Origin of the sequence: Methylophilus rhizosphaerae (assembly GCF_900100975.1) — a bacterium.
GTDB classification, from domain to species: Bacteria; Pseudomonadota; Gammaproteobacteria; order Burkholderiales; family Methylophilaceae; genus Methylophilus; species Methylophilus rhizosphaerae.
In genome coordinates this window covers 434,371-453,112 of the sequence record NZ_FNFX01000001.1, presented here as the reverse complement: position 1 = coordinate 453,112, position 18,742 = coordinate 434,371, and the positions used below count along the sequence as shown (strand labels likewise).

The window sequence follows — 18,742 nt, the reverse complement described above, 5'->3', positions numbered from 1 at the left end:
TAATAAAGCCTCCGCTAGAAAGATGTCAATATATTTTTGACTGAGTGGTATAATAATTAAGAATAGTAACAGGGTTAACAGTGATGAATGACAGTGTGACTCCAAGAAAGCGCGGGCGGCCAGCCGCCTTTGATTATGACATGGCCTTGGAACAGGCCATGCTCGTGTTCTGGCAACATGGTTATGAAGGTGCCTCGCTGAGTACATTGATGGCTGCAATGCAGATGAACAAGGCCAGTATTTATGCGGCTTATGGCGACAAGGAGGCTTTGTTCCGGAAGGTGGTTGAACGCTATACGCAAGGCCCGGCCAGCTTTATTACGACAGCGTTGCAGCAGCCGGCCGCCGTATTGGTGATACGTGCGTTACTGGAAGGTGCGGCTGGCATGCTGACCGCCGACCAGCATCCGGCGGGCTGCCTCGTGACCAAAGGCGCGCTCGCTTGCAGCGCGGAGGCAGGGCCGGTGCAAGGTTTGTTGAGTGGTTATCGCAAGGCGACGGAAGTGTTGCTTACGCAGCGTTTCGAGCGCGCCCAGTCAGAACGGGATTTATCGGCAGAGATAGATGCTGCAGCGTTGGCCAAACTGGTCATGACAGTGCATCAGGGCATGACGGTACAAGCGGTAAGCGGGGCGTCTGCGTCAGAATTGTTGACGGTCGCCCGGATGGCAATACAGATGATGGAAGCAAGCTACGCGTTCATGGCGGCGAAAGGGTGAACGTGTAACCTGTCAGGTAGCGTTATGTACTAATGTGATTGCTGCCAGCTTCGCACGGGCCGCGGCGCCTGTATGCGGTGCCAGGCGCTCCACCAGTGCGGCACCTTCGAACAGAATAGTTAATTGCTGCCCCAGTGCTTCCGGATCCTTGGCACCTGCATGGCGGGCAATTTTGCACAGGTAACTTTGCAGCTCTGCTGAAAGCACGGCAGAGTACTGGTTAATCGGATGCCCGGGATCCGGGAATTCCACTGCCGCAATATGAAATGGCAGGCCATGAAACTCCGGCCGTGTAATCCATTGCTCCATCAGCTCGCACAGTTGAACCAGCAGTTCGATGGATTCGGCCTTGTTAGACGCCAGCTGTGCATTCAGCCAGGCATAAAACTTGTCAGATTTCTCACGCAAATAAGCCATGATCAACTGGTTTTTGCTGGGGAAATGCTTGTACAGCGTCGCTTTGGCCACACCAGCCTCCATGATAATGGTATCCACGCCGGATGCTTGTATGCCTCTGGTATCAAACAGGCTGCTGGCAATGGTTAATATTTTCTCTCGCATGTTCATCACTTATCCTTTTCCCACTCAATCATGGGAGGTTCTGATTTTCTTATGGCCTGGCTAAACGCTCGCGCCCTTGTGGCCGCATTAATTCCTGCGGATACAGGCAACTCACATAACCCAGCGCTTGCCGTAAGTATTCGACATGGTCGACATCCACTTTACCTTCTGTTACAAACATCATGAATGCCCGCCGCTGTGCTTCCGGCAACATCGCCGCCTGAGGTAACTGGCAACTGCCATTCTGCATTTTCTGATAAGCCAGGTTCAGCAAACTGAGCGTAACCGGGTCAGCCGTTCCTCCCATATCTTCTACCTCTTGCAGGGGCGATAGCGCCGTCTGCGTGGTTTTGTGCACTGGTGCAACTGCCGTCATCCATACAGTGCATAATGTCACTAATACCCCGAACGATAGGGTGCGGGCAAATGTACCGCCGCTGAATTGGCTATGTACTGACTGGTCAAACAAATGCCAGGCTTTATCTTTACCCGTTTGTGACTGCACCTGAATTGCACCGATGGCCAGGAAAAACCATTGATCGAGCAGGGCAGGCGACAAGGCGGCTATCGAACCTTGCTGTGCCTGTTCCATCATCTGGCGAATACTGGCGATATCCTGTGCGCTCAACGCTGCCGTTGTGCCAAGTTGCTGCATGCGTTGCGTATTCCAGCGCATCAATTGCTGACGCAACATGTAAAACGGGGCATGTTTACCCCACTGTTTCAGTCCCAGTTTCCACAGGCCATATGTGACATAAGTTTTTAACATACGCCCATAACGCTGCCCTGTCTTATTCACGATCGTTAATCCATTCACGCTGGTGACCCCTAAAAATCCGCTTGCTTTTTTTTCGAAGGCTACAGTAGACTAGAAAAAAGTGAACAGACCTGTCTGCATATTAGCGTGTGGATACACAAATTGCAACAGCCATGTTAAAGCCACTTTTCAAAAGCTACTTTGGCATCATAGCCCCGGCTGAATTTGTAAACAAGGGATAACCATGACATCCGTATCAATCGAAACACAATTGACTGAGTGGCGCGATCACGCACTCACGCTCGAAAACGAAGTGAAGAAAGTGGTGGTTGGCCAGGACAAGGCCATTCGTGCCATCAATATTGCTATTTTTGCCCGCGGCCATGTGTTGCTGGAAGGCGGTGTGGGTGTGGGTAAAACCACCTTGTTGCAATCCATTGCGCGTAGCCTGGGTGGGGCGTACGAGCGTATCGAGGGCACTGTTGATTTAATGCCTAACGACCTGATCTATCATACCTTCCTTGGTGAGGATGGCCGTCCAAAAGTTGACGAAGGCCCGTTATTACGTGCTGGCGAGCAATTGTCAGTTTTCTTTTTTAACGAGATCAACCGTGCCAGGCCGCAAGTGCATGCCTTGATGCTGCGCGTGATGGCAGAACGCCATGTCAGCGCGTTCAAAAAAGAATACCGCCTGCCGCACATGCTGGTATTTGCTGACCGCAACCAGGTGGAAAAAAACGAAACGTTTGAAATCCCATCGGCGGCGCGTGACCGCTTCATGATGGAAATCCCGATTGAAATCCCTGATGACCGTGCATTGCGTAAAGCCCTGATGTTTGACGTTAAATTCCAGCATGCCGAACGCCTGACACAAGAGGTCAGCAGTGGTGTACTCGCATATGACAAACTGAATGCTTTTTCCGATGTGCTGCAAAGCCATATCCGCGCCAGCGATGTGCTGGAAGACTATGCACTGGATTTATGGGAAGCGACACAGAAGCCCGCCGCATTTGGTGTGCAGCTGGAGAGTGTGGACGTGACCCGGTTGATTCACACGGGCGCCAGCCCGCGCGGTATGGGGATGCTGCTGAAAGCAGCGCGTGTACATGCCTGGCTGATGAATCGCGATAGCCTGTACCCGGAAGATATTCATGCCGTGTTCCACGAAATTATCGCTCACCGCCTGGTGCTGAATCCGATGTTCGAGAGTCGCCGCACCGAATTGTCACGTGAACTGACCAACCAGATTCTGGCCACGGTCAGCGTGCCGGCACGGGCAAAAGCGGCATGATCCCTGATTACGCCCAGCCTTTTTTCTACCAGGTGCCTTGGCGTTCCGGTAGCGTGCATGCGGGTGAGCACCTGGGCCTGCAGCGCGGCCCGGGGGATGAGTTCAGCAAGCATGTTTCGCTGGTCGATTATCCCGATGCCAGGCGGCTGGATTTGCGGCAAACGTTGCGTGATCCTTACGAGCAGGTGCAGGTCCGTGTATTCAAGCAGGAAGCCACTACGCCGCTGTATGCCGTCTGCGACCTGTCCAGTTCCATGCAGTTTCAGGGGCAGATGCGTAAACTGGATATTGCGAAAACGGTGGCGGCATCAATCGCTTGTTCGGCGCACGACAACAGCGACCTGTTCGGCATGGTCTGTTATGACCATGCCGTGATTCCGTACCTGAGCCTGTCACCCAGCCACCATGCCCACCAGTCGTTTGCAACGATTACCCAGCTGGATGATTTTCGCAGCACACGCAAGGATGGCAGTGGCATTGTGGAAGCTGCCGGGTTACTGGGACAGCAAAAAGGCCTGGTGTTCTGGCTCTCCGACTTCCATTTGCCGTTATCGCTGATTGAGCATGGCCTGAATCTGATGGCAAATCACCAGATTATCCCGGTCGTGCTGTGGGATCCGCTGGAATACCAGCGTTTGCCACGGTTCGGTTTCGGCAATTTGCAGGATCCGGAAACCGGCGAGCAAAAAACCATTTTCTTCCGCCAGGCGATCCGCGCACAGTTTGTCGAAATGTTTGAGCAACGCAAACAGGCGCTGGATCAATTGTTTGCCCGCTTTGATATCCGGCCTTTATACCTGGACGGTCATTTTGAAGCGGCTTTGCTGTCGGATTATTTTGAACAACTAATTCATTAGAGTGTTGTGATGAAACATATATTTTTATGGTGGCTAACGGCCTGTTTGACTTCAGGGCTGGCGCTGGCGGAAGCGCAACCGACCACAGTGCAGGTGGTCAGTGTACATAATCCTGCGCTTTATGCCGGCGTACAGATTGGCGATGTATTACAGCGCTCAGTGAAACTTGCTGTCGCAGCCAATGATCAACTGGTTGAAAACGACCTGCCTTTGAAGGGCTTGCAACGTAACGGCGTAGAGCTCAGGCAGATACAGGTCGAAAACCAGTCGCAAGGCAGTAAAAAGATTTATACGCTGGCATTTGATTACCAGGTATTCGCCAGCAGTGGCAAGCCGGTACAACTGCAACTGCCCGTTGAAAAAATCACTTTCAGCAGTGGTGCAACATATGAGTTACCTTCCTGGCGTTTCTGGCTGATGGCGCAATTGCCTGATCGCCTGCAAAAAGCCAAAGAATCGGTCATTCCGCAATACCGCCCGCCCTTGCTGGATACCCAAACACCGCAACGCATGCTGGTCTTGAGCTTGGTTTTAGCGGTTGTAGGCAGTTTGGTACTGTTGTACCGCAATGCGGACTGGACATTACCGATGATGAAAGGGCATTTTGCCCAGGCTTACCGGAAATTGAAGAAACTGCCAGCCAATGCAGCAGGCCAGAAACAGGCAGCATTGATTGTGCAGCACGCATTAAACCAGCGTTTTGGCCAGCAGATGCTCAGCAACCATGTGGCTGAATTTGTGGCGCAGCAGCCAGCCTTTAAACCGCTGGAGCAGGAAATTCATCAATTCTTTGCCCAGGCGAATGCGGTGCTGTATGCCGGGCAAGCGACGCAGGCCGCAGCATACCTGCAACAGTGCAAAGCATTGACACGCCAATTGCGTGACCGCGAACGGGGGATGTGATGCATTGGTTACATCCTTGGTTTTTGCTGCTGTTACCGGTAGCAGCCGTGCCTTTCCTGCTTAAAAGCCGGCACGCGCAAACCTATTCCTGGCTGCAGATGGTGCCGGTCGACCCGTTCTCGGATACCGTGAATCGCCTGGTAAAAGCAGCGACTTCACTCATGCTGCTGTGCCTGGTGCTGGCGCTGGCTGGTCCGCAAGGTGAGAGCCATCAGGAGCAAAAAGTCGGCAAGGGTGCGCAAACCGTATTTGTGATTGATCGCAGTGTCAGTATGGATCATCCGTTTGCCGGGCAAGGCACTGGTGGCCATGCGGCGGAAATTAAATCTGCCGCCGCTAGGCGCCTGATTACGGCGTTTATTGACTCCAGGCCGGATGATATGATGGGTGTGGTCGGTTTTACCAACTCCGCGTTGTATGGCATGAAAATCACCACCAATCGTGATGGCATCCATTCTGCAATCCAGGCCGCAACCGGCCCGGCGCTGAACCAGACCAACATTGGGGCGGGCATTACCAATGCGGTGACCCTGTTTGAGAGCATCCCGAGTACCGGCTCACGGGCGATTGTGCTGTTATCAGATGGTGCGGGTAAACTGAGTCCGCATGTGAAATACCAGATCCGTAAACAATTGGTGGGCAAAAAGCTCAACCTGTACTGGATCGTGTTACGCGAACCGGATGACATCAGTATTTTTAGTAACAATACCTATGATGAAGGCCGCGTGCCAGAAGCGATTGCACTGGACAGGTTCTTTCATTCGCTGAATATCAAATACAAGGCATTCGAGGCAGATAACTCGACTGCGCTGGAGTCTGCCTTGCGCGAGATTGATGCCAAGGAGAAAAATGTGATTCAGTACAGCATCATGATTCCCGGTCACGATTACGCCAAAGACCTGATTGTGCTGGCCATGTTGCTGGGATTGGCGCTGGTGATGGTTAAACATATAAGGATGTATTAATGGCAACACATGCGAAAAAAGCCAATTGGCTGTGGGGAACGATCACCGTGGCAGGCATATTGGGTGCACTGTATGCAGGCTGGCAGTTGCATACCTTGCGTGAATTGAACCAGCAGATTCAGTCTGGCACGCTGGTGAAGGATAAAACCTATCCCTATTTGCAGAAGTTTACGGCAGCCTATGACCAAGGCCTGCATGGCGATTACAAGCATGCAGTGCAAACCTATGGCCAGTTGCTGGAGCTGTTGCCGCCGGCATCCGAGTTGTCACATATTCATTTCAATATCGGCAACAACCTGTTTATTTCAGGGCTGGTGCGTACGGTTAATGAGGATGGTTCATTCCAGGATGAAGCGCGGTATGCATTTACCCAGGCCAAGATTTCTTACGAGCAGTCATTACGCCTGCAACCTGATGACCAGGCGGCCAAATTTAACCTGAGCCTGCTGCATTCGGTGATGGCGCGTGGCATGCAGGCAGGCCATAAGGAGCAGTCGCATATGGAACTCAGCAACCTGCCGATTGGATTGCCATGATGAACGTTGTTGAATGGCTGAAGCAATATTACGAACCGGTACTGTATGCACTCGCCCTGGTCTTGCTGTTACTGGCATTGGTCAAGCCCAGCATACAGTTGGAGCAGCAGGTACGGAACTATTTGCTGATCGCCGATATTTCACAAAGCATGAATGCCGAAGACGAGAGGCTGAACCAGCAAACAGTCAGCCGCCTGGCGTATACCCAGCATTTAATGAAACAGATTGTGCACAAGGCACCGTGCGGGACTTATTTCAGCCTGGGTATTTTTGCCTCGGATAACGTAGCCATGCTGCAAACACCGCTGGAAGTCTGCAAGAACCTGGATGTGATTACTGACGGGATTGACCACCTGGAATGGCGCATGGCCTGGAAAGGTAACAGCCGCCTCAGTTTTGCCGTGCATGCTGCGACACATGTCTATGATGCCCTTAACCAGCCGGCACAAATGCTGTTTTTTACCGATGGCGATGAAGCACCGCGGGTGAATGTGACCATCAAGCAGGATTTAAGTGGCGTGCAGATTGGCGAGTTCTTTACTTTTGTGGGCGTTGGTGGCCCGGAGAAAGTCGCGATTCCGCGCTATAACACGGCGAATAAGCCAGTCGGCTACTGGCCGGTCAGTGATAATAACAATGCCGGTGCGGTAGGGGTAACCTATGCTGATCCCAGCAGTGATGAACCGGACCCGCCCGTGGCCTATGCAGAATATGACCGCATGCTGTCACAACTGGAAGAGGATTACCTGAAATCGTTATCGGCAGAGTTTAAAGGCAGTTATATCAAAGGCCAGGACAGTGAAACGTTTTACCGCGCCATCAGTGCCAGGAAAGCAACGGCCAATTTTGTGACCGCTTACCCTTTGCGGGCGGTTTACCTCATGCTGGCAATATTGCTGTTACTGGCCAGCTACCTGCCGGATGTGCTGTACCGGCGTCGCCAGCAGGCCTGATAATGGCAGCCAGTGCGGGCGCGCACTGGCCATTTCTACTGGGCTGCCACCAAGGTCAGGCAGGTAATTTCAGACGGGGAGCCAAAGCGATTGGGCGGACCCCAGTAGCCGGTGCCACGGCTGACATAAATCCATAGATCCTCCAGGCGATGCAGGCCGGCGACATAGGGTTGTTGCAGCGGTACAAAGTACTTCCACGGCCAGAATTGGCCGCCATGGGTATGGCCGGACAATTGCAGGTCAAACCCTGCGGCTTCGGCTGCCTGGGCGCTGCGCGGCTGGTGAGCCAGCAGGATCTTGGGCGCGTCTGCGGGTGCGCCGGCAATGGCCGCCTGGGGATCGCTGCGGTGATGGCCATAGAATGCCTCCGCGCTGTAGTCTGTAATCCCGCCCAGCACCAGCGTGGCGCTGTCATGCGTTAGTTGTACATGCTCATTGAGTAACACGCGTATGCCCAGCCGTTCCAGTTCCTGTATCCATTCCAGCGCCCCGGAATAATATTCATGATTGCCAGTCACAAAGAAACTGCCATGACGCGCATTTAACTGTGCCAGCGGTTGCGTATGCTGCGAAAGTTCATGCACACGGCCATCCACCAAATCACCGGTAATGGCCACCAGGTCGGCTTCCAGCGCGTTGACCTGGTTAACGATGCGGCTAAGATATCCTTGCTTGATGGTCGGGCCCACATGAATGTCACTGATCTGTACGATACGGAAGCCATGGAGCCTGGCAGGCAGGTTGCGTAAAGGTATTTCCACACGCACGACGCGCGCCAGCTTACGTGCATTGAAAAAGCCGGCCACACTGATAACCAGCACAACAGCAATGGCGAACAACGCGCTATTCTTTTCCAGTGCCGCAAAATCCACCCGTACCCATGCCAGGGCATGCAGGCCAGCCGTTGCCAGTAGCAATAAATCGCGCAATACCGTCAATACCAGCAGCGAAGAGAAAACGCCCATCATGGTCATGGCGATCCAGCTCCCCGCATCACGCACGGCAGCGTGACGAATGCCGCGTGCCAGTAATGCCATGGGTTGCAGTAGTGCCGATATTCCCAAGAACGTCCAGCCAGCAAACTGTACCCAGCTTGCCCATGGTAGATGACTGATCAGCCGTATGCCGACGTAATAGTGTAAAAGTGCGACCAGTATGGTGACGGTCATCAAGAACCGCAGACGGGGCATGGAATATTTTTCAGGGATGGGGACACGATAGTGGGTAAATGGTGGCACAAGCTGCAGATTCAAGTCATTTGCTAACTATCCGGCTGGTTAAACCACTGGTGATGGTAGTTCTCAAACGCGCGGATGGCACGGGTAGGGCGCAACCGCGTATCCTGCAGGCATTTCTGGCGCCAGTCATCCAGTTGCTCCATACCCAGGTTGACGTGCTCGGCATGCAGCGACGGGAAATCGCCATTGAGTAATTGTGGCAGGTCATGCAAGGCCAGTGTGACCTGGTCGCGGTAATACGCCAGCTTGTGTTCAAACTCGTTATCCAGCCGGCGATAGCGGTGCAGCAGGTATTGCGGAATGCGCGACAGGCGCAGGGCCTGATCCGCTGCTGCTAACCTTGTAATCGCTTTTTCCACGATGGGCGGCTCACATTGCACCACGGGTACCAGGCTTTCTACAATGATTTTTCGATGGATGCGCAGCAACTTCGATGGAGTCGGGATGCCCATTGTTTGCAGATAGGCATCCATCGCCCATTCCGCGGCGGCATGCGTCAGCAGGCTGTCATGCTGCCATTTGGCTTCAAATGTCGGTACAAAATGCTGGTGGGCGACGACATCGCTTAGCAGGTGTACGTTGTAACCTATACCCAGCGCCAATTGCCTTTCATTGCGGGTTTGCAGCAATTGCTGGCCTATGCCCCAGCCGTGGCTATGACTGAAAGTGCGCGAAACAACGGCGAGATCCGGCAGGCATGCCCCGGCCAGCACCAGGGCCGGATAGCGGCGCATGGCACCCAGCCACGGCAATGGCAGTAGAGGCAGGGTTTGCAGCCAGCTATGGGTATAAACCACATGCGAATACAGTCCCCAGGCATGCGCTTCTCCCGGCATGGCCATCAGTAAAAACAGAATGCACGACCACCTGATCATTCGTTTTGGCATGCCCGCACTGTGCGCTGCACACATGACAGCTGCATGATGATTGTATGACGTTGATATGAAAGGAGGTTCCGTCATAAAAGCATCATGCAATATTGTTAAGCTATGTGAGACTGGTTAACAGGAGGCTGATTGAAGCTGAATATGGCATGAAAATATTGATGATTTCAGATGTGTATTTCCCGCGTGTGAACGGCGTTTCAACCAGTATCCGCACTTTTGCCGAAAGCCTGCGCGCTGAAGGGCATAGTGTGCACCTGATTGCACCGCAATATGCATCATCGCCGGATAAAAACCAGGTCGCTGATGAAGCATGGATTACGCGCATTGATGCGCGCAGGATTGTCTTTGATCCCGAAGATTATTTAATGAAGTGGTCTTCGCTCATGGCCTATATCGATACATTGCATCCGGGTGATTACGACCTGGTACATATCCATACCCCGTTTGTGGCGCATTATGCTGGCCTGAAAATCGCCAAAAAGCTGCAAGTACCGGTGGTGGAAACGTATCACACCTTCTTTGAAGACTATATGCACCATTACCTGCCATGGGTACCGCGCAAGCTGGCGGTCAACATTGCACGCTGGGTATCGCACAAGCAATGCCAGCAGGTCGATACGGTGGTGTCGCCTTCGGCACAGATGCGTGATGTATTGCAGCAATATGGCGTGACGACCGCCATCTCGGTGATTCCGACCGGGTTGGATGCTTCCCGCTTTGTTGCCGGTGATGGTATGGCTTTCAGAGAGAAATACGGTATTCCTGCGCAGCGACCCTTGCTGCTGTTTGTGGGTCGCGTGGCTTTTGAAAAGAATATCCAGTTTTTGCTGGAAATGCTGTCACTGGTGATCCAGGATCACCCTGAAGCATTACTGGTGATTACCGGTGAAGGTCCGGCCGAGGCGATGCTGAAGAAAATGGCGCGCGATAAAGGCTTGCAGCAGAATATCATGTTCCTGGGTTACCTGGATCGTAATGTTGGCCTGAATGCCGCTTACCAGGCTGCGGATATTTTTGTGTTTGCCTCCAAGAGCGAAACACAGGGGTTGGTGCTGCTGGAAGCCATGGCGCAAGCGACGCCGGTGGTGGCCATTGCCGAACTGGGGACGGCCTCTATTTTGCGTCAGGAGCAGGGCGCATTGATTGCCGAAGATAATGAATTACACTTTGCCGAGCAGGTGCAAACCCTGCTGATTGACCACCAGTTGCGTGAGCGGGTGGGTAAACAGGGTAAACGGTATGTGGAACAGGTTTGGTCCAGTGAAGCACAGGCAAAGAAACTGCTGGGATGCTATGGGCGTTTAATGCTGGCGTATCTGCCATTGGCCGCTTCTGCGGCTGCGTAATCATATCGGCTGTACACAAGTGCTGTACGGCTAGCGCTTCTCATTGCTAAAACTTTGCGACGGGCTTGCCTCTGTTTTTCACAGTGGCTGGCCAGTTCTGCATTGACCAGGTTGGTTCAATTCAGAATGGTGCAATTAAATCCAGTATTCAATTTCAATTCATTGCACCATTCGATCTGCGCCCAGATAACACTGAGTCCTTATTTAGACAGGTAAGGAATGGTCCCTGCAACATCAGTATCATCTATCAACTGGAAACGGCTTTCAGTGCCGTCTTGTCTGGCTTGGGAGTAGGGTGCATATTCCGGGTCATTGGCAAATGCCAGTGCAGATTCTTTATTTGGAAACTGGATCAATGCAATTAAAGTATTTTCTAGTGGTTTACCTTCAAGCACGTCTATATTGGCACTACGGCTTAAATACTTTCCACCATGTTTTGCAGCAATCAGATGAACATGTTTTGCATATTCAGGAACCCATTGATCATCTTTGATTAAAACATCTGCAATTAGAAATGCTGCCATTTTTTACTCCTCAAATTCTTATTAAAAAATCAGTTCGAGTTTTAAGCTGAACATAGCATCTGAACACGGAAATAACGATATGTTCGCTTAATGGTGTCAGAAGATTCATCTCGAATCGCAATCTACCAAGAATGCCAGTGTTATACAACTACAGGAACTGCAGTTCTGTTCTAAGGATCGCAGGTTATCCCAATAAAAAACGCCACAATTTGTGGCGTTTTTTATTGGGATATTTCACAGCATCAGCCAAATTTACCGGTAATGTAGTCCTCGGTTTCTTTACGGCTGGGCGTAGTGAAAATCTTGTCAGTATCATTGTATTCGATCAGTTCGCCCAGATACATATAGGCGGTGTAATCAGACACGCGCGCTGCCTGCTGCATATTGTGCGTTACCACCAGGATGGTCAGTTTGCTACGCAACTCGACCATCAGCTCTTCAATATTGGCAGTTGCAATTGGGTCTAGCGCAGAAGTCGGCTCGTCGAACAGCATGATTTCCGGATCGGTCGCCAGTGCGCGGGCAATGCATAAACGTTGTTGCTGACCGCCGGACAAATTAAACGCCAGGTCGTGCAGGCGGTCTTTTACTTCATTCCACAAGGCTGCGCCTTTGAGTGCCTCTTCTACCTTGTCATCCATGATGCGCTTGTTGTTTTCGCCACGTACGCGCAGGCCATAAGCCACGTTTTCATAGATGGATTTTGGAAACGGGTTAGGTTTCTGGAACACCATGCTGATGCGCATGCGCACTTCAATCGGGTCTACGCCGGCATCCAGCACATTGGTGTTGTCAGGATGCATCACAATCTGGCCCTGGTATTTGTTGCCTGGATACAGGTCATGCATACGGTTGAAACAGCGCAGGAAGGTGGATTTACCGCAGCCGGAAGGGCCGATCAGCGCAGTGATCTTGTTCTCATACAAAGGCATGGAAATACCTTTGAGTGCACGGGCGCCGTTGCTGTAAAAGAAGTTCAAATCGCGTGCTTCAGCTTTAATTGGGGTCGTTACGTTGGCCATGAAGGTTCCTAAACTTATGCTTGTGTGGCATTACCATTTAATATTTTTACGGATCTTGTAGCGCATCCAGATGGCGGCGCCATTCATCAATAGGGTGACCACGATGATCAGTGCGCCGGTTGCCGCGGCATTGATGTGGAAAGCGTGGTCTGGCCGTGACAGCCAGTTAAACATCTGGATAGGCATCACGGTGAAACCTGAAGACAGCCATTCGAAGTTGAGGAATGGTGGCTCGGCCGTGATCGGTGCCGGTGGCAGGAAGGCGATGAAGGTCAGCGCACCAATGGTGATAATTGGTGCAGTCTCGCCCAGAGCGCGTGACATGCCGATAATCACACCGGTCAGAATACCGCCATAAGAGTATTTGAATACGTGGTCGTAAACCACCTGCCATTTAGTGGCGCCCACGCCGTAGGCGGCTTCGCGGATAGAAACCGGGATGGCACGGATGGCTTCACGTGTCGATACAATCACAATCGGCAGGATCAGCAGTGCCAGGGTCAGGCCAGCGGTGAGTATGCTCTGGCCGAAGCCCAGCATGTAGACAAACAATCCTAATGCCAGCAGGCCGTAAATGATCGAAGGCACCCCCGCCAGGTTGGACACGTTGATTTCAATCAGGTCGGTAAACCAGTTTTTTGGCGCGTATTCTTCCAGGTACAAGCCGGCAGCGACGCCGATAGGTACCGCAGTCACAAAAGTCACCGTCATCACCAGCAGCGAGCCTGTCCAGGCAGACAGCAGGCCGGCGCGGGAAGCATGGCGGGAAGGGAATTCTGTCAGGAAGTCCAGCGTGAATTTGGGATAGCCGTCAGCAATCAGTTGCCAGAACAGCAGCATCAGTGTCACCAGGCCCAGCATCAGGCATAGCAGGCCTAGGCCGGCAAACAGCAGATCATTACGCTTGTGGCGTTTAATCATGGCGCGGACTTCGCCCAGGTTTTCAATGACAGATGCTCTATGTTCCATATGGTGTTCTTCCTGCATTTCCCGGTAGCCCGGCTACCGGCAGTGATTATGATGATCAGTCAGTTAGTCAGTGGCGTATTCCGCGACTTAGTAAGCCTCACGATAGCGTTTGCGTACCCAGTGGCCGATGATGTTGAAGGACAAGGTCAGCAGCATCAGTACCAGGCCAGCCGCAAAAATACTCTGGTAGCCCACGCTGCCGTGTGGCAAATCACCCATCGCGACCTGCACGATATAGGCGGTGATCGTCGCGGCGCTTTCCAGTGGGTTAAAGGTCAGGTTAGGTTGCTGGCCGGCCGCAATGGCCACCACCATGGTTTCGCCCACGGCACGGGAAATGGCCAGGATATAAGCCGCGACAATGCCGGAAATCGCGGCAGGGGTCACGACCTTGATTGCGGTCTGGAAGCGTGTGGCGCCCATGGCATAAGAGCCTTCGCGCATGCTCATGGGCACGGCACGCATGGCATCTTCAGACAGGGAAGCGATATACGGAATAATCATGATGCCCATCACAATGCCGGCACCCAGCATATTGAACGTGGATAAGTCCGGATAAAGGGCTTGCAGCAACGGGGTCACAAAAAACAGGGCAAAATAACCGAATACCACGGTAGGCACACCCACCAGCAATTCAAGAATCGGTTTGATGATTTCACGTGTTTTATGTGAAGCAAATTCGGACAGGAAAATGGCTGAAATAGTGCCGATGGGCACAGCCACTGCCAGTGCAATCGCCGAAGTTGTTAATGTACCGGAAACCAGTGGCAGGATACCATAATGCGCATCTTCAAACAGCGGTGTCCATTCCGTGCCGGTGAGGAACTCCACGATCGAGACGGTTTTAAAGAAACTCAAAGACTCATACAGCAATACCCCGACAATCGCAAATGTGGTGGCCACCGCGACCAGTGCCGCCAGCATCAGGATCACTTCAATCACGCGCTCTTTAACGTTTCGACGGATATTTTTTGCCAGTCTTGGGCTGATGGACAGTTCCACGGGTGCTTGCATTGCTTGAGTCGCCATAGGATTGATAAACTTTCAAAGACCAAGATAATTTTGATCTGCCAGGGAAGAATTCTAGCGGATAATTCGTGATACAGACCGGATTGTGACGAAAAAAGGGGCTGGTTCCAGCCCCTTTCATCATTACTTGATACGGGACAGCAAGTCAGTGATCTTGATGCCAATTTCAGGAGAGCCATTGAAGCCGGTGCCTGGTTTCAGGGATTTGAAGTGGGCTTTTACCGCTTCGTAATCATTTTTTGGCAGTGGTACATATTTCACTTCTTTCACCAGTTCCGGTGCATTGTCCAGGTAGAAGTTCACGAATGCTTTTACTTCAGGTTTGAACGCAGCGGCAGTCGCGTTCACATAAATGAAGATCGGGCGGGACAGTGGCTGGTAAGTCCCATCCATCACCGTCGCTTCGGAAGGCAGGACAGGTTTTGCGCCCTCTTTGGCCATGATAGGCACGGCTTTCAGTTTATCGGTATTTTCCAGGTAGTAAGCCAGGCCGAAGTAGCCCATGCCGCCTACGTTACCTGCCACGCCTTGCACCAGCACGTTGTCATCTTCAGATGGCGTGTAATCTGTACGGCTGGCCTGGGCTTTGCCGTTAACTGCTTCGGTGAAGTAGTCAAATGTACCGGAAGCGGTACCTGGGCCATACAGGTTGATAGGCTTGTCAGGGAAAGCGGCGTTCACTTGTTTCCAGCTTTTCACTTTGGAGCCTGGCTCCCAGATTTTTTTCAGGTCTGCCACCGTGATTTGTTTCAGCCAGTCATTCTTGCCATTGACGACCACCGTCAAGGCATCATAAGCGATTGGCAATTCAATGTATTGCACGCCAGCTTCTTTACAGGCGTCGATCTCTTTTTGTGAAATCGGGCGGGAAGCATCTGAAATATCGGTTTCACCACGGCAGAATTTTTTGAAACCACCACCAGTACCGGACTCACCTACGGTCACTTTCACGCCTTTGGCACGCTGGAACTCTTCAGCGACCGCTTCGGTAATAGGGTAGACAGTGCTTGAGCCGTCAATCTTGATGATTTTGTCCGCTGCTGTTGCCATGTGAGAAAAGCTGAATGCCTGCACAATCAGCGACGCCATCAAAGTATTGCGGAACAACTGGGTTTTCATTGGATACACTCCTGTGTGTGGTTGTTGTTTGTTGCGATGCTGGCAATCATAGAAACTCAATATGACAGAAATGTGACAAAAAATAAAAAAGGCGCATTACGCGCCTCTTTTATTGTCATTCTGTTCTATAAAATACTCTCGCCTACGTGGTAGGCAATGGCTGCCATGATGGCAGAGCAGGGAATGGTTAATACCCAGGCCCAGACAATGCGTGATGCCAGGCCCCAGCGTACAGCCGTCATGCGGCGGGATAAGCCGACGCCGACAATGCCCCCGGTAATAGTATGTGTCGTGGATACCGGGATGCCCAGGCTGGTAGCCAGGAACAAGGCGATTGAGCCGGATGTTTGGGCTGCAAAGCCACCCGTCGGGCGGATTTTGGTAATGCCCATGCCCATGGTACGTACAATGCGCCAGCCGCCGAACAAGGTACCCAGCCCCATGGCCAGCTGGCAGGCAATCACTACCCAGAATGGCACATGGAAGTCGCCATGCAGATAGCCATTGGCAAACAGTAATACCGTGATGATGCCCATGGTTTTTTGTGCGTCATTGGCGCCGTGGCCCAGGCTGAATAGGGAGGAGGAGATGAATTGCAGTTTGTTGAAGCGGCTTTCGATTTTATAGGGTGAGGATTTGCGGAATATCCACATAATGCCAATCGATATCAGCAGGGCAAGTACCATGCCGAACAGTGGCGACAGGATAATGGCAAGGCCGGTACTGATCAGCTTGCTGCCGAAAATCACCCCTTTGGTACCCGAGTGCGCCATGCCGGCACCGATCAGGCCGCCGATCAATGCGTGCGAGGAGGAAGAGGGAATACCAAACCACCAGGTAATCACGTTCCAGGCGATTGCCCCGAACAGTGCGCCAAACACAATCGTATTGTTGACGATAGCGGGATCAATAATGCCTTTCCCCACGGTGTCGGCCACATGTAGGCCAAAGAACAGGAAGGCCACACAGTTAAAAAATGCCGCCCAAATGACGGCGGCCTGTGGTGTCAGTAAACGGGTGGATACCATGAGCGCAATCGAATTGGCCGCATCATGAAAGCCGTTCATAAAGTCAAAAATCAGGGCGACAAACACCAGCACCGCCATGACCAAAATCACATGATCCATCATGGTGTCCTAGATGCGTTCCAGTACAACACCATGCATGACATCTGCCACATCCTCGCAGCTATCGACCGCTTCTTCAAACAGGTCATACAGTTGCTTGGAGCGGATCAGGGTGCGTGCATCATGGTCTTCTTCAAACAGCCTGTGCATGCCGGAGCGCATGATATGGTCCGCTTCCCCCTCAATCTTGCTGATCTCTTCACAGGTACGCAGAATACGTTCGGCATTCTTCATGTCGGACAGCATGGCCACCGCATCCCGCACTTTTTCAGCGGCACGTAACAGAATCTGCGCCAGCGCGACCATTTCCGGGGTGAATTTGGTGTGGCCATAGATTTCGGCACTTTGCGGAATGGCTTCCATGTAGTCGATGATATCGTCCAGCGCCATGGCCAGTTCGCGGATTTCGCGGCGATCAAACGGGGTGATAAAGGTTTTATGCAGGGAGAGCAGGATTTCTTTGGTGTATTCGTCAGCTTCGGATTCGATTTTGCGTATGTCGGCAAAATGCTTCTGGAAATCTGCCTGGTCGACGACGGCTGCCATTAAGGCCAGGACTTTGGAGCCACGCACTGCACAGTCGGCTAAACGGTTGAACAGCACAAAGTAATTATCATTTTTGGGGCTGATTGCAGCCATAATGCGGCCGAAGGTGGCATGCGCCATTGAGAACTCCCTATCCTGTTCAAAGTTTTGTGACGGCAATTTTACTATTTTGTGACAGTTTTTGTGACAAAAATATGAATTCTTTACCAAAACCAATCCGCAAGGCAGGCCTGAATCCCGCGTCCAGCTGCGGTATAATGCGCATTTTTACCTACGCCGAAACGAAGATGGAAGCCGAACACCTCAATAGTATTGCCAACGCCCTGAGCGACCTGACCCAACGTTATCACGCACTCCGGGGGTATCTTTGACTACGAAAACAAGCAGCAGCGTTTAGAAGAAGTCAACGGTCTGCTGGAAGATCCTAAAGTTTGGGATAATGCAGAAAAGGCCCAAAATCTGGGTAAAGAAAAACGCATGCTGGAAGGCGTCGTCATGACGCTGGATGATGTGTATCAATCATTGTCAGATAGCCGTGAATTGTTTGAAATGGCGCGCGAAGAGAATGATGATGACACACTATTAAGCGTTGAGGCCGATACGCAAAAGATAGAGAAGATCGTGGCTGAGATGGAGTTCAAGCGCATGTTCTCGCAGCCTATGGATGCGAATAACTGCTTTATCGAATTTCAGTCCGGTAGTGGCGGGACCGAGGCGCAAGACTGGGCCGGTATGTTACTGCGTATGTATTTGCGCTACGTAGAGCGTAAAGGTTTCAAAGTCGAAGTGCTCGAAGAGTCTGAAGGCGATATCGCCGGTATTAAAGGCGCATCCATCAAGGTCAGTGGCGATTATGCTTTTGGTACCTTGCGTACTGAAAGTGGCGTACATCGATTGGTGCGTAAATCTCCCTTTGATGCCAACTCCAAACGCCACACCAGTTTTGCCAGCGTGCAGATTTTCCCGGAAGTGGATGATTCGATTGAAATTGAAATTAACCCGGCGGATTTGCGCATTGATACTTACCGGGCTAGTGGTGCCGGTGGTCAGCACATTAACAAAACTGACTCTGCGGTGCGTATTACCCACTTGCCGACTGGCGTAGTCGTGCAGTGTCAGAATGACCGTTCACAACATCGCAACAAGGAAGAGGCGATGAATATGCTGAAAGGTGCGTTGTATAACCTGGAACTCAGCAAGCGCAACGAAGAGAAACAAGCGCTGGAAGATGCCAAAACCGATATCGGCTGGGGACACCAGATTCGCAGTTACGTGCTGGATCAAGGCCGTATCAAGGACTTGCGCACCAATGTTGAAATCGGCAATACGCAAGGTGTGCTGGATGGCGACCTGGACCCATTTATTATGGAAAGCCTGAAGCAGGGGTTGTAAG

Annotated in this window: 20 protein-coding genes; 9 read left to right on the top strand and 11 right to left on the bottom strand. The window is 52.0% G+C overall.

Annotated elements, in window-relative coordinates; translation table 11 throughout:
- Nucleotides 1-83: 83 nt before the first annotated feature.
- Nucleotides 84-719, top strand: coding sequence for a TetR/AcrR family transcriptional regulator (locus tag BLP53_RS02120; protein WP_091469177.1), 636 nt, complete (start codon nucleotides 84-86; stop codon nucleotides 717-719).
- Nucleotides 720-731: 12 nt separating this feature from the next.
- On the opposite strand, the gene BLP53_RS02115 is transcribed toward BLP53_RS02120, so the two are convergent.
- Nucleotides 732-1,286, bottom strand: coding sequence for a TetR/AcrR family transcriptional regulator (locus BLP53_RS02115; RefSeq protein WP_091469172.1), 555 nt, complete (start codon nucleotides 1,284-1,286; stop codon nucleotides 732-734).
- Nucleotides 1,287-1,329: 43 nt separating this feature from the next.
- Entirely contained in the window at nucleotides 1,330-2,079 is a 750-nt protein-coding gene (locus tag BLP53_RS02110) for a hypothetical protein (RefSeq protein ID WP_245652582.1), read from the bottom strand.
- Between the two features lie 202 nt (nucleotides 2,080-2,281).
- On the opposite strand from BLP53_RS02110, the gene BLP53_RS02105 reads away from it, so the two are divergent.
- Genes BLP53_RS02105 through BLP53_RS02080 form a run of 6 tightly spaced genes read left to right on the top strand, consistent with a single transcriptional unit; the run spans nucleotide 2,282 to nucleotide 7,542 of the window.
- Nucleotides 2,282-3,328, top strand: a complete 1,047-nt coding sequence (locus BLP53_RS02105) for an AAA family ATPase (protein WP_091469168.1) — start codon at nucleotides 2,282-2,284, stop codon at nucleotides 3,326-3,328.
- Complete coding sequence (locus BLP53_RS02100) at nucleotides 3,325-4,185, top strand: DUF58 domain-containing protein (protein WP_091469164.1); 861 nt, start codon at nucleotides 3,325-3,327, stop codon at nucleotides 4,183-4,185. Before BLP53_RS02105 ends, BLP53_RS02100 begins: the two co-directional genes overlap by 4 nt.
- 9 nt (nucleotides 4,186-4,194) lie before the next feature.
- Entirely contained in the window at nucleotides 4,195-5,088 is an 894-nt protein-coding gene (locus BLP53_RS02095) for a hypothetical protein (RefSeq protein ID WP_091469162.1), read from the top strand.
- Nucleotides 5,088-6,053, top strand: a complete 966-nt coding sequence (locus BLP53_RS02090; RefSeq protein ID WP_091469156.1) for a vWA domain-containing protein — start codon at nucleotides 5,088-5,090, stop codon at nucleotides 6,051-6,053. The genes BLP53_RS02095 and BLP53_RS02090 overlap by 1 nt, the downstream gene beginning before the upstream one ends.
- The gene (locus BLP53_RS02085) at nucleotides 6,053-6,589 is read left to right on the top strand and encodes a hypothetical protein (protein WP_091469152.1); all 537 of its coding nucleotides are present in this window, start codon (nucleotides 6,053-6,055) and stop codon (nucleotides 6,587-6,589) included. The genes BLP53_RS02090 and BLP53_RS02085 overlap by 1 nt, the downstream gene beginning before the upstream one ends.
- Nucleotides 6,589-7,542 carry a vWA domain-containing protein gene (locus BLP53_RS02080; RefSeq protein WP_425412890.1) on the top strand — a complete coding sequence of 318 codons (954 nt, stop codon included), beginning with the start codon at nucleotides 6,589-6,591 and terminating at the stop codon, nucleotides 7,540-7,542. Before BLP53_RS02085 ends, BLP53_RS02080 begins: the two co-directional genes overlap by 1 nt.
- A gap of 35 nt (nucleotides 7,543-7,577) precedes the next feature.
- On the opposite strand, the gene BLP53_RS02075 is transcribed toward BLP53_RS02080, so the two are convergent.
- Both BLP53_RS02075 and BLP53_RS02070 read right to left on the bottom strand, forming a co-directional pair.
- Nucleotides 7,578-8,711, bottom strand: a complete 1,134-nt coding sequence (locus BLP53_RS02075; protein ID WP_245652581.1) for a metallophosphoesterase — start codon at nucleotides 8,709-8,711, stop codon at nucleotides 7,578-7,580.
- A 92-nt stretch (nucleotides 8,712-8,803) separates the two neighbouring features.
- A complete protein-coding gene (locus BLP53_RS02070) occupies nucleotides 8,804-9,667 on the bottom strand; it encodes a zinc dependent phospholipase C family protein (protein ID WP_091470378.1) in 864 nt (287 codons plus the stop codon).
- Nucleotides 9,668-9,813: 146 nt separating this feature from the next.
- On the opposite strand from BLP53_RS02070, the gene BLP53_RS02065 reads away from it, so the two are divergent.
- Nucleotides 9,814-11,013, top strand: coding sequence for a glycosyltransferase (locus tag BLP53_RS02065; protein WP_176755185.1), 1,200 nt, complete (start codon nucleotides 9,814-9,816; stop codon nucleotides 11,011-11,013).
- Nucleotides 11,014-11,213: 200 nt separating this feature from the next.
- Here the strand turns inward: BLP53_RS02065 and BLP53_RS02060 are convergent, their stop codons facing one another.
- From BLP53_RS02060 to BLP53_RS02030, 7 genes are all read right to left on the bottom strand, one after another.
- A complete protein-coding gene (locus BLP53_RS02060; protein ID WP_091469141.1) occupies nucleotides 11,214-11,537 on the bottom strand; it encodes a DUF1330 domain-containing protein in 324 nt (107 codons plus the stop codon).
- Nucleotides 11,538-11,779: 242 nt separating this feature from the next.
- On the bottom strand, nucleotides 11,780-12,559 hold the full coding sequence (gene pstB / locus BLP53_RS02055; protein WP_091469136.1) for a phosphate ABC transporter ATP-binding protein PstB: 780 nt from the start codon (nucleotides 12,557-12,559) through the stop codon (nucleotides 11,780-11,782).
- Between the two features lie 30 nt (nucleotides 12,560-12,589).
- Nucleotides 12,590-13,528 (bottom strand): phosphate ABC transporter permease PstA, encoded by a 939-nt coding sequence (gene pstA, locus BLP53_RS02050; RefSeq protein WP_091469131.1) that lies wholly within the window; start codon nucleotides 13,526-13,528, stop codon nucleotides 12,590-12,592.
- A gap of 87 nt (nucleotides 13,529-13,615) precedes the next feature.
- Nucleotides 13,616-14,542: a phosphate ABC transporter permease subunit PstC gene (pstC, locus tag BLP53_RS02045; RefSeq protein ID WP_091469126.1), complete on the bottom strand. Its 927-nt coding sequence runs from the start codon at nucleotides 14,540-14,542 to the stop codon at nucleotides 13,616-13,618.
- Between the two features lie 138 nt (nucleotides 14,543-14,680).
- Nucleotides 14,681-15,676 (bottom strand): PstS family phosphate ABC transporter substrate-binding protein, encoded by a 996-nt coding sequence (locus tag BLP53_RS02040; protein WP_091469122.1) that lies wholly within the window; start codon nucleotides 15,674-15,676, stop codon nucleotides 14,681-14,683.
- 125 nt (nucleotides 15,677-15,801) lie between these two features.
- Complete coding sequence (locus BLP53_RS02035; protein ID WP_091470373.1) at nucleotides 15,802-16,803, bottom strand: inorganic phosphate transporter; 1,002 nt, start codon at nucleotides 16,801-16,803, stop codon at nucleotides 15,802-15,804.
- A 9-nt stretch (nucleotides 16,804-16,812) separates the two neighbouring features.
- Nucleotides 16,813-17,469, bottom strand: a complete 657-nt coding sequence (locus tag BLP53_RS02030; RefSeq protein ID WP_091469119.1) for a DUF47 domain-containing protein — start codon at nucleotides 17,467-17,469, stop codon at nucleotides 16,813-16,815.
- A 167-nt stretch (nucleotides 17,470-17,636) separates the two neighbouring features.
- Here BLP53_RS02030 and prfB point away from each other — a divergent pair.
- A protein-coding gene (gene prfB, locus BLP53_RS02025; protein ID WP_143001348.1) for a peptide chain release factor 2 occupies nucleotides 17,637-18,741 on the top strand; the annotation gives its coding sequence in 2 pieces (ribosomal slippage) (nucleotides 17,637-17,717 and nucleotides 17,719-18,741; 1,104 coding nt in all).
- The last annotated feature ends 1 nt before the right edge of the window (nucleotide 18,742 follow it).

What these genes read in the sequence shown, in the direction of transcription:
- BLP53_RS02120 (WP_091469177.1), top strand. Translation starts at nt 84, where the DNA reads ATGAATGACAGTGTGACTCCAAGAAAGCGCGGGCGGCCAGCCGCCTTT.
- BLP53_RS02115 (WP_091469172.1), bottom strand. Translation starts at nt 1,286, where the DNA reads ATGAACATGCGAGAGAAAATATTAACCATTGCCAGCAGCCTGTTTGAT.
- BLP53_RS02105 (WP_091469168.1), top strand. Translation starts at nt 2,282, where the DNA reads ATGACATCCGTATCAATCGAAACACAATTGACTGAGTGGCGCGATCAC.
- BLP53_RS02100 (WP_091469164.1), top strand. Translation starts at nt 3,325, where the DNA reads ATGATCCCTGATTACGCCCAGCCTTTTTTCTACCAGGTGCCTTGGCGT.
- BLP53_RS02095 (WP_091469162.1), top strand. Translation starts at nt 4,195, where the DNA reads ATGAAACATATATTTTTATGGTGGCTAACGGCCTGTTTGACTTCAGGG.
- BLP53_RS02090 (WP_091469156.1), top strand. Translation starts at nt 5,088, where the DNA reads ATGCATTGGTTACATCCTTGGTTTTTGCTGCTGTTACCGGTAGCAGCC.
- BLP53_RS02085 (WP_091469152.1), top strand. Translation starts at nt 6,053, where the DNA reads ATGGCAACACATGCGAAAAAAGCCAATTGGCTGTGGGGAACGATCACC.
- BLP53_RS02080 (WP_425412890.1), top strand. Translation starts at nt 6,589, where the DNA reads ATGAACGTTGTTGAATGGCTGAAGCAATATTACGAACCGGTACTGTAT.
- BLP53_RS02075 (WP_245652581.1), bottom strand. Translation starts at nt 8,711, where the DNA reads ATGACCGTCACCATACTGGTCGCACTTTTACACTATTACGTCGGCATA.
- BLP53_RS02070 (WP_091470378.1), bottom strand. Translation starts at nt 9,667, where the DNA reads ATGCCAAAACGAATGATCAGGTGGTCGTGCATTCTGTTTTTACTGATG.
- BLP53_RS02065 (WP_176755185.1), top strand. Translation starts at nt 9,814, where the DNA reads ATGAAAATATTGATGATTTCAGATGTGTATTTCCCGCGTGTGAACGGC.
- BLP53_RS02060 (WP_091469141.1), bottom strand. Translation starts at nt 11,537, where the DNA reads ATGGCAGCATTTCTAATTGCAGATGTTTTAATCAAAGATGATCAATGG.
- pstB (WP_091469136.1), bottom strand. Translation starts at nt 12,559, where the DNA reads ATGGCCAACGTAACGACCCCAATTAAAGCTGAAGCACGCGATTTGAAC.
- pstA (WP_091469131.1), bottom strand. Translation starts at nt 13,528, where the DNA reads ATGGAACATAGAGCATCTGTCATTGAAAACCTGGGCGAAGTCCGCGCC.
- pstC (WP_091469126.1), bottom strand. Translation starts at nt 14,542, where the DNA reads ATGCAAGCACCCGTGGAACTGTCCATCAGCCCAAGACTGGCAAAAAAT.
- BLP53_RS02040 (WP_091469122.1), bottom strand. Translation starts at nt 15,676, where the DNA reads ATGAAAACCCAGTTGTTCCGCAATACTTTGATGGCGTCGCTGATTGTG.
- BLP53_RS02035 (WP_091470373.1), bottom strand. Translation starts at nt 16,803, where the DNA reads ATGGATCATGTGATTTTGGTCATGGCGGTGCTGGTGTTTGTCGCCCTG.
- BLP53_RS02030 (WP_091469119.1), bottom strand. Translation starts at nt 17,469, where the DNA reads ATGGCGCATGCCACCTTCGGCCGCATTATGGCTGCAATCAGCCCCAAA.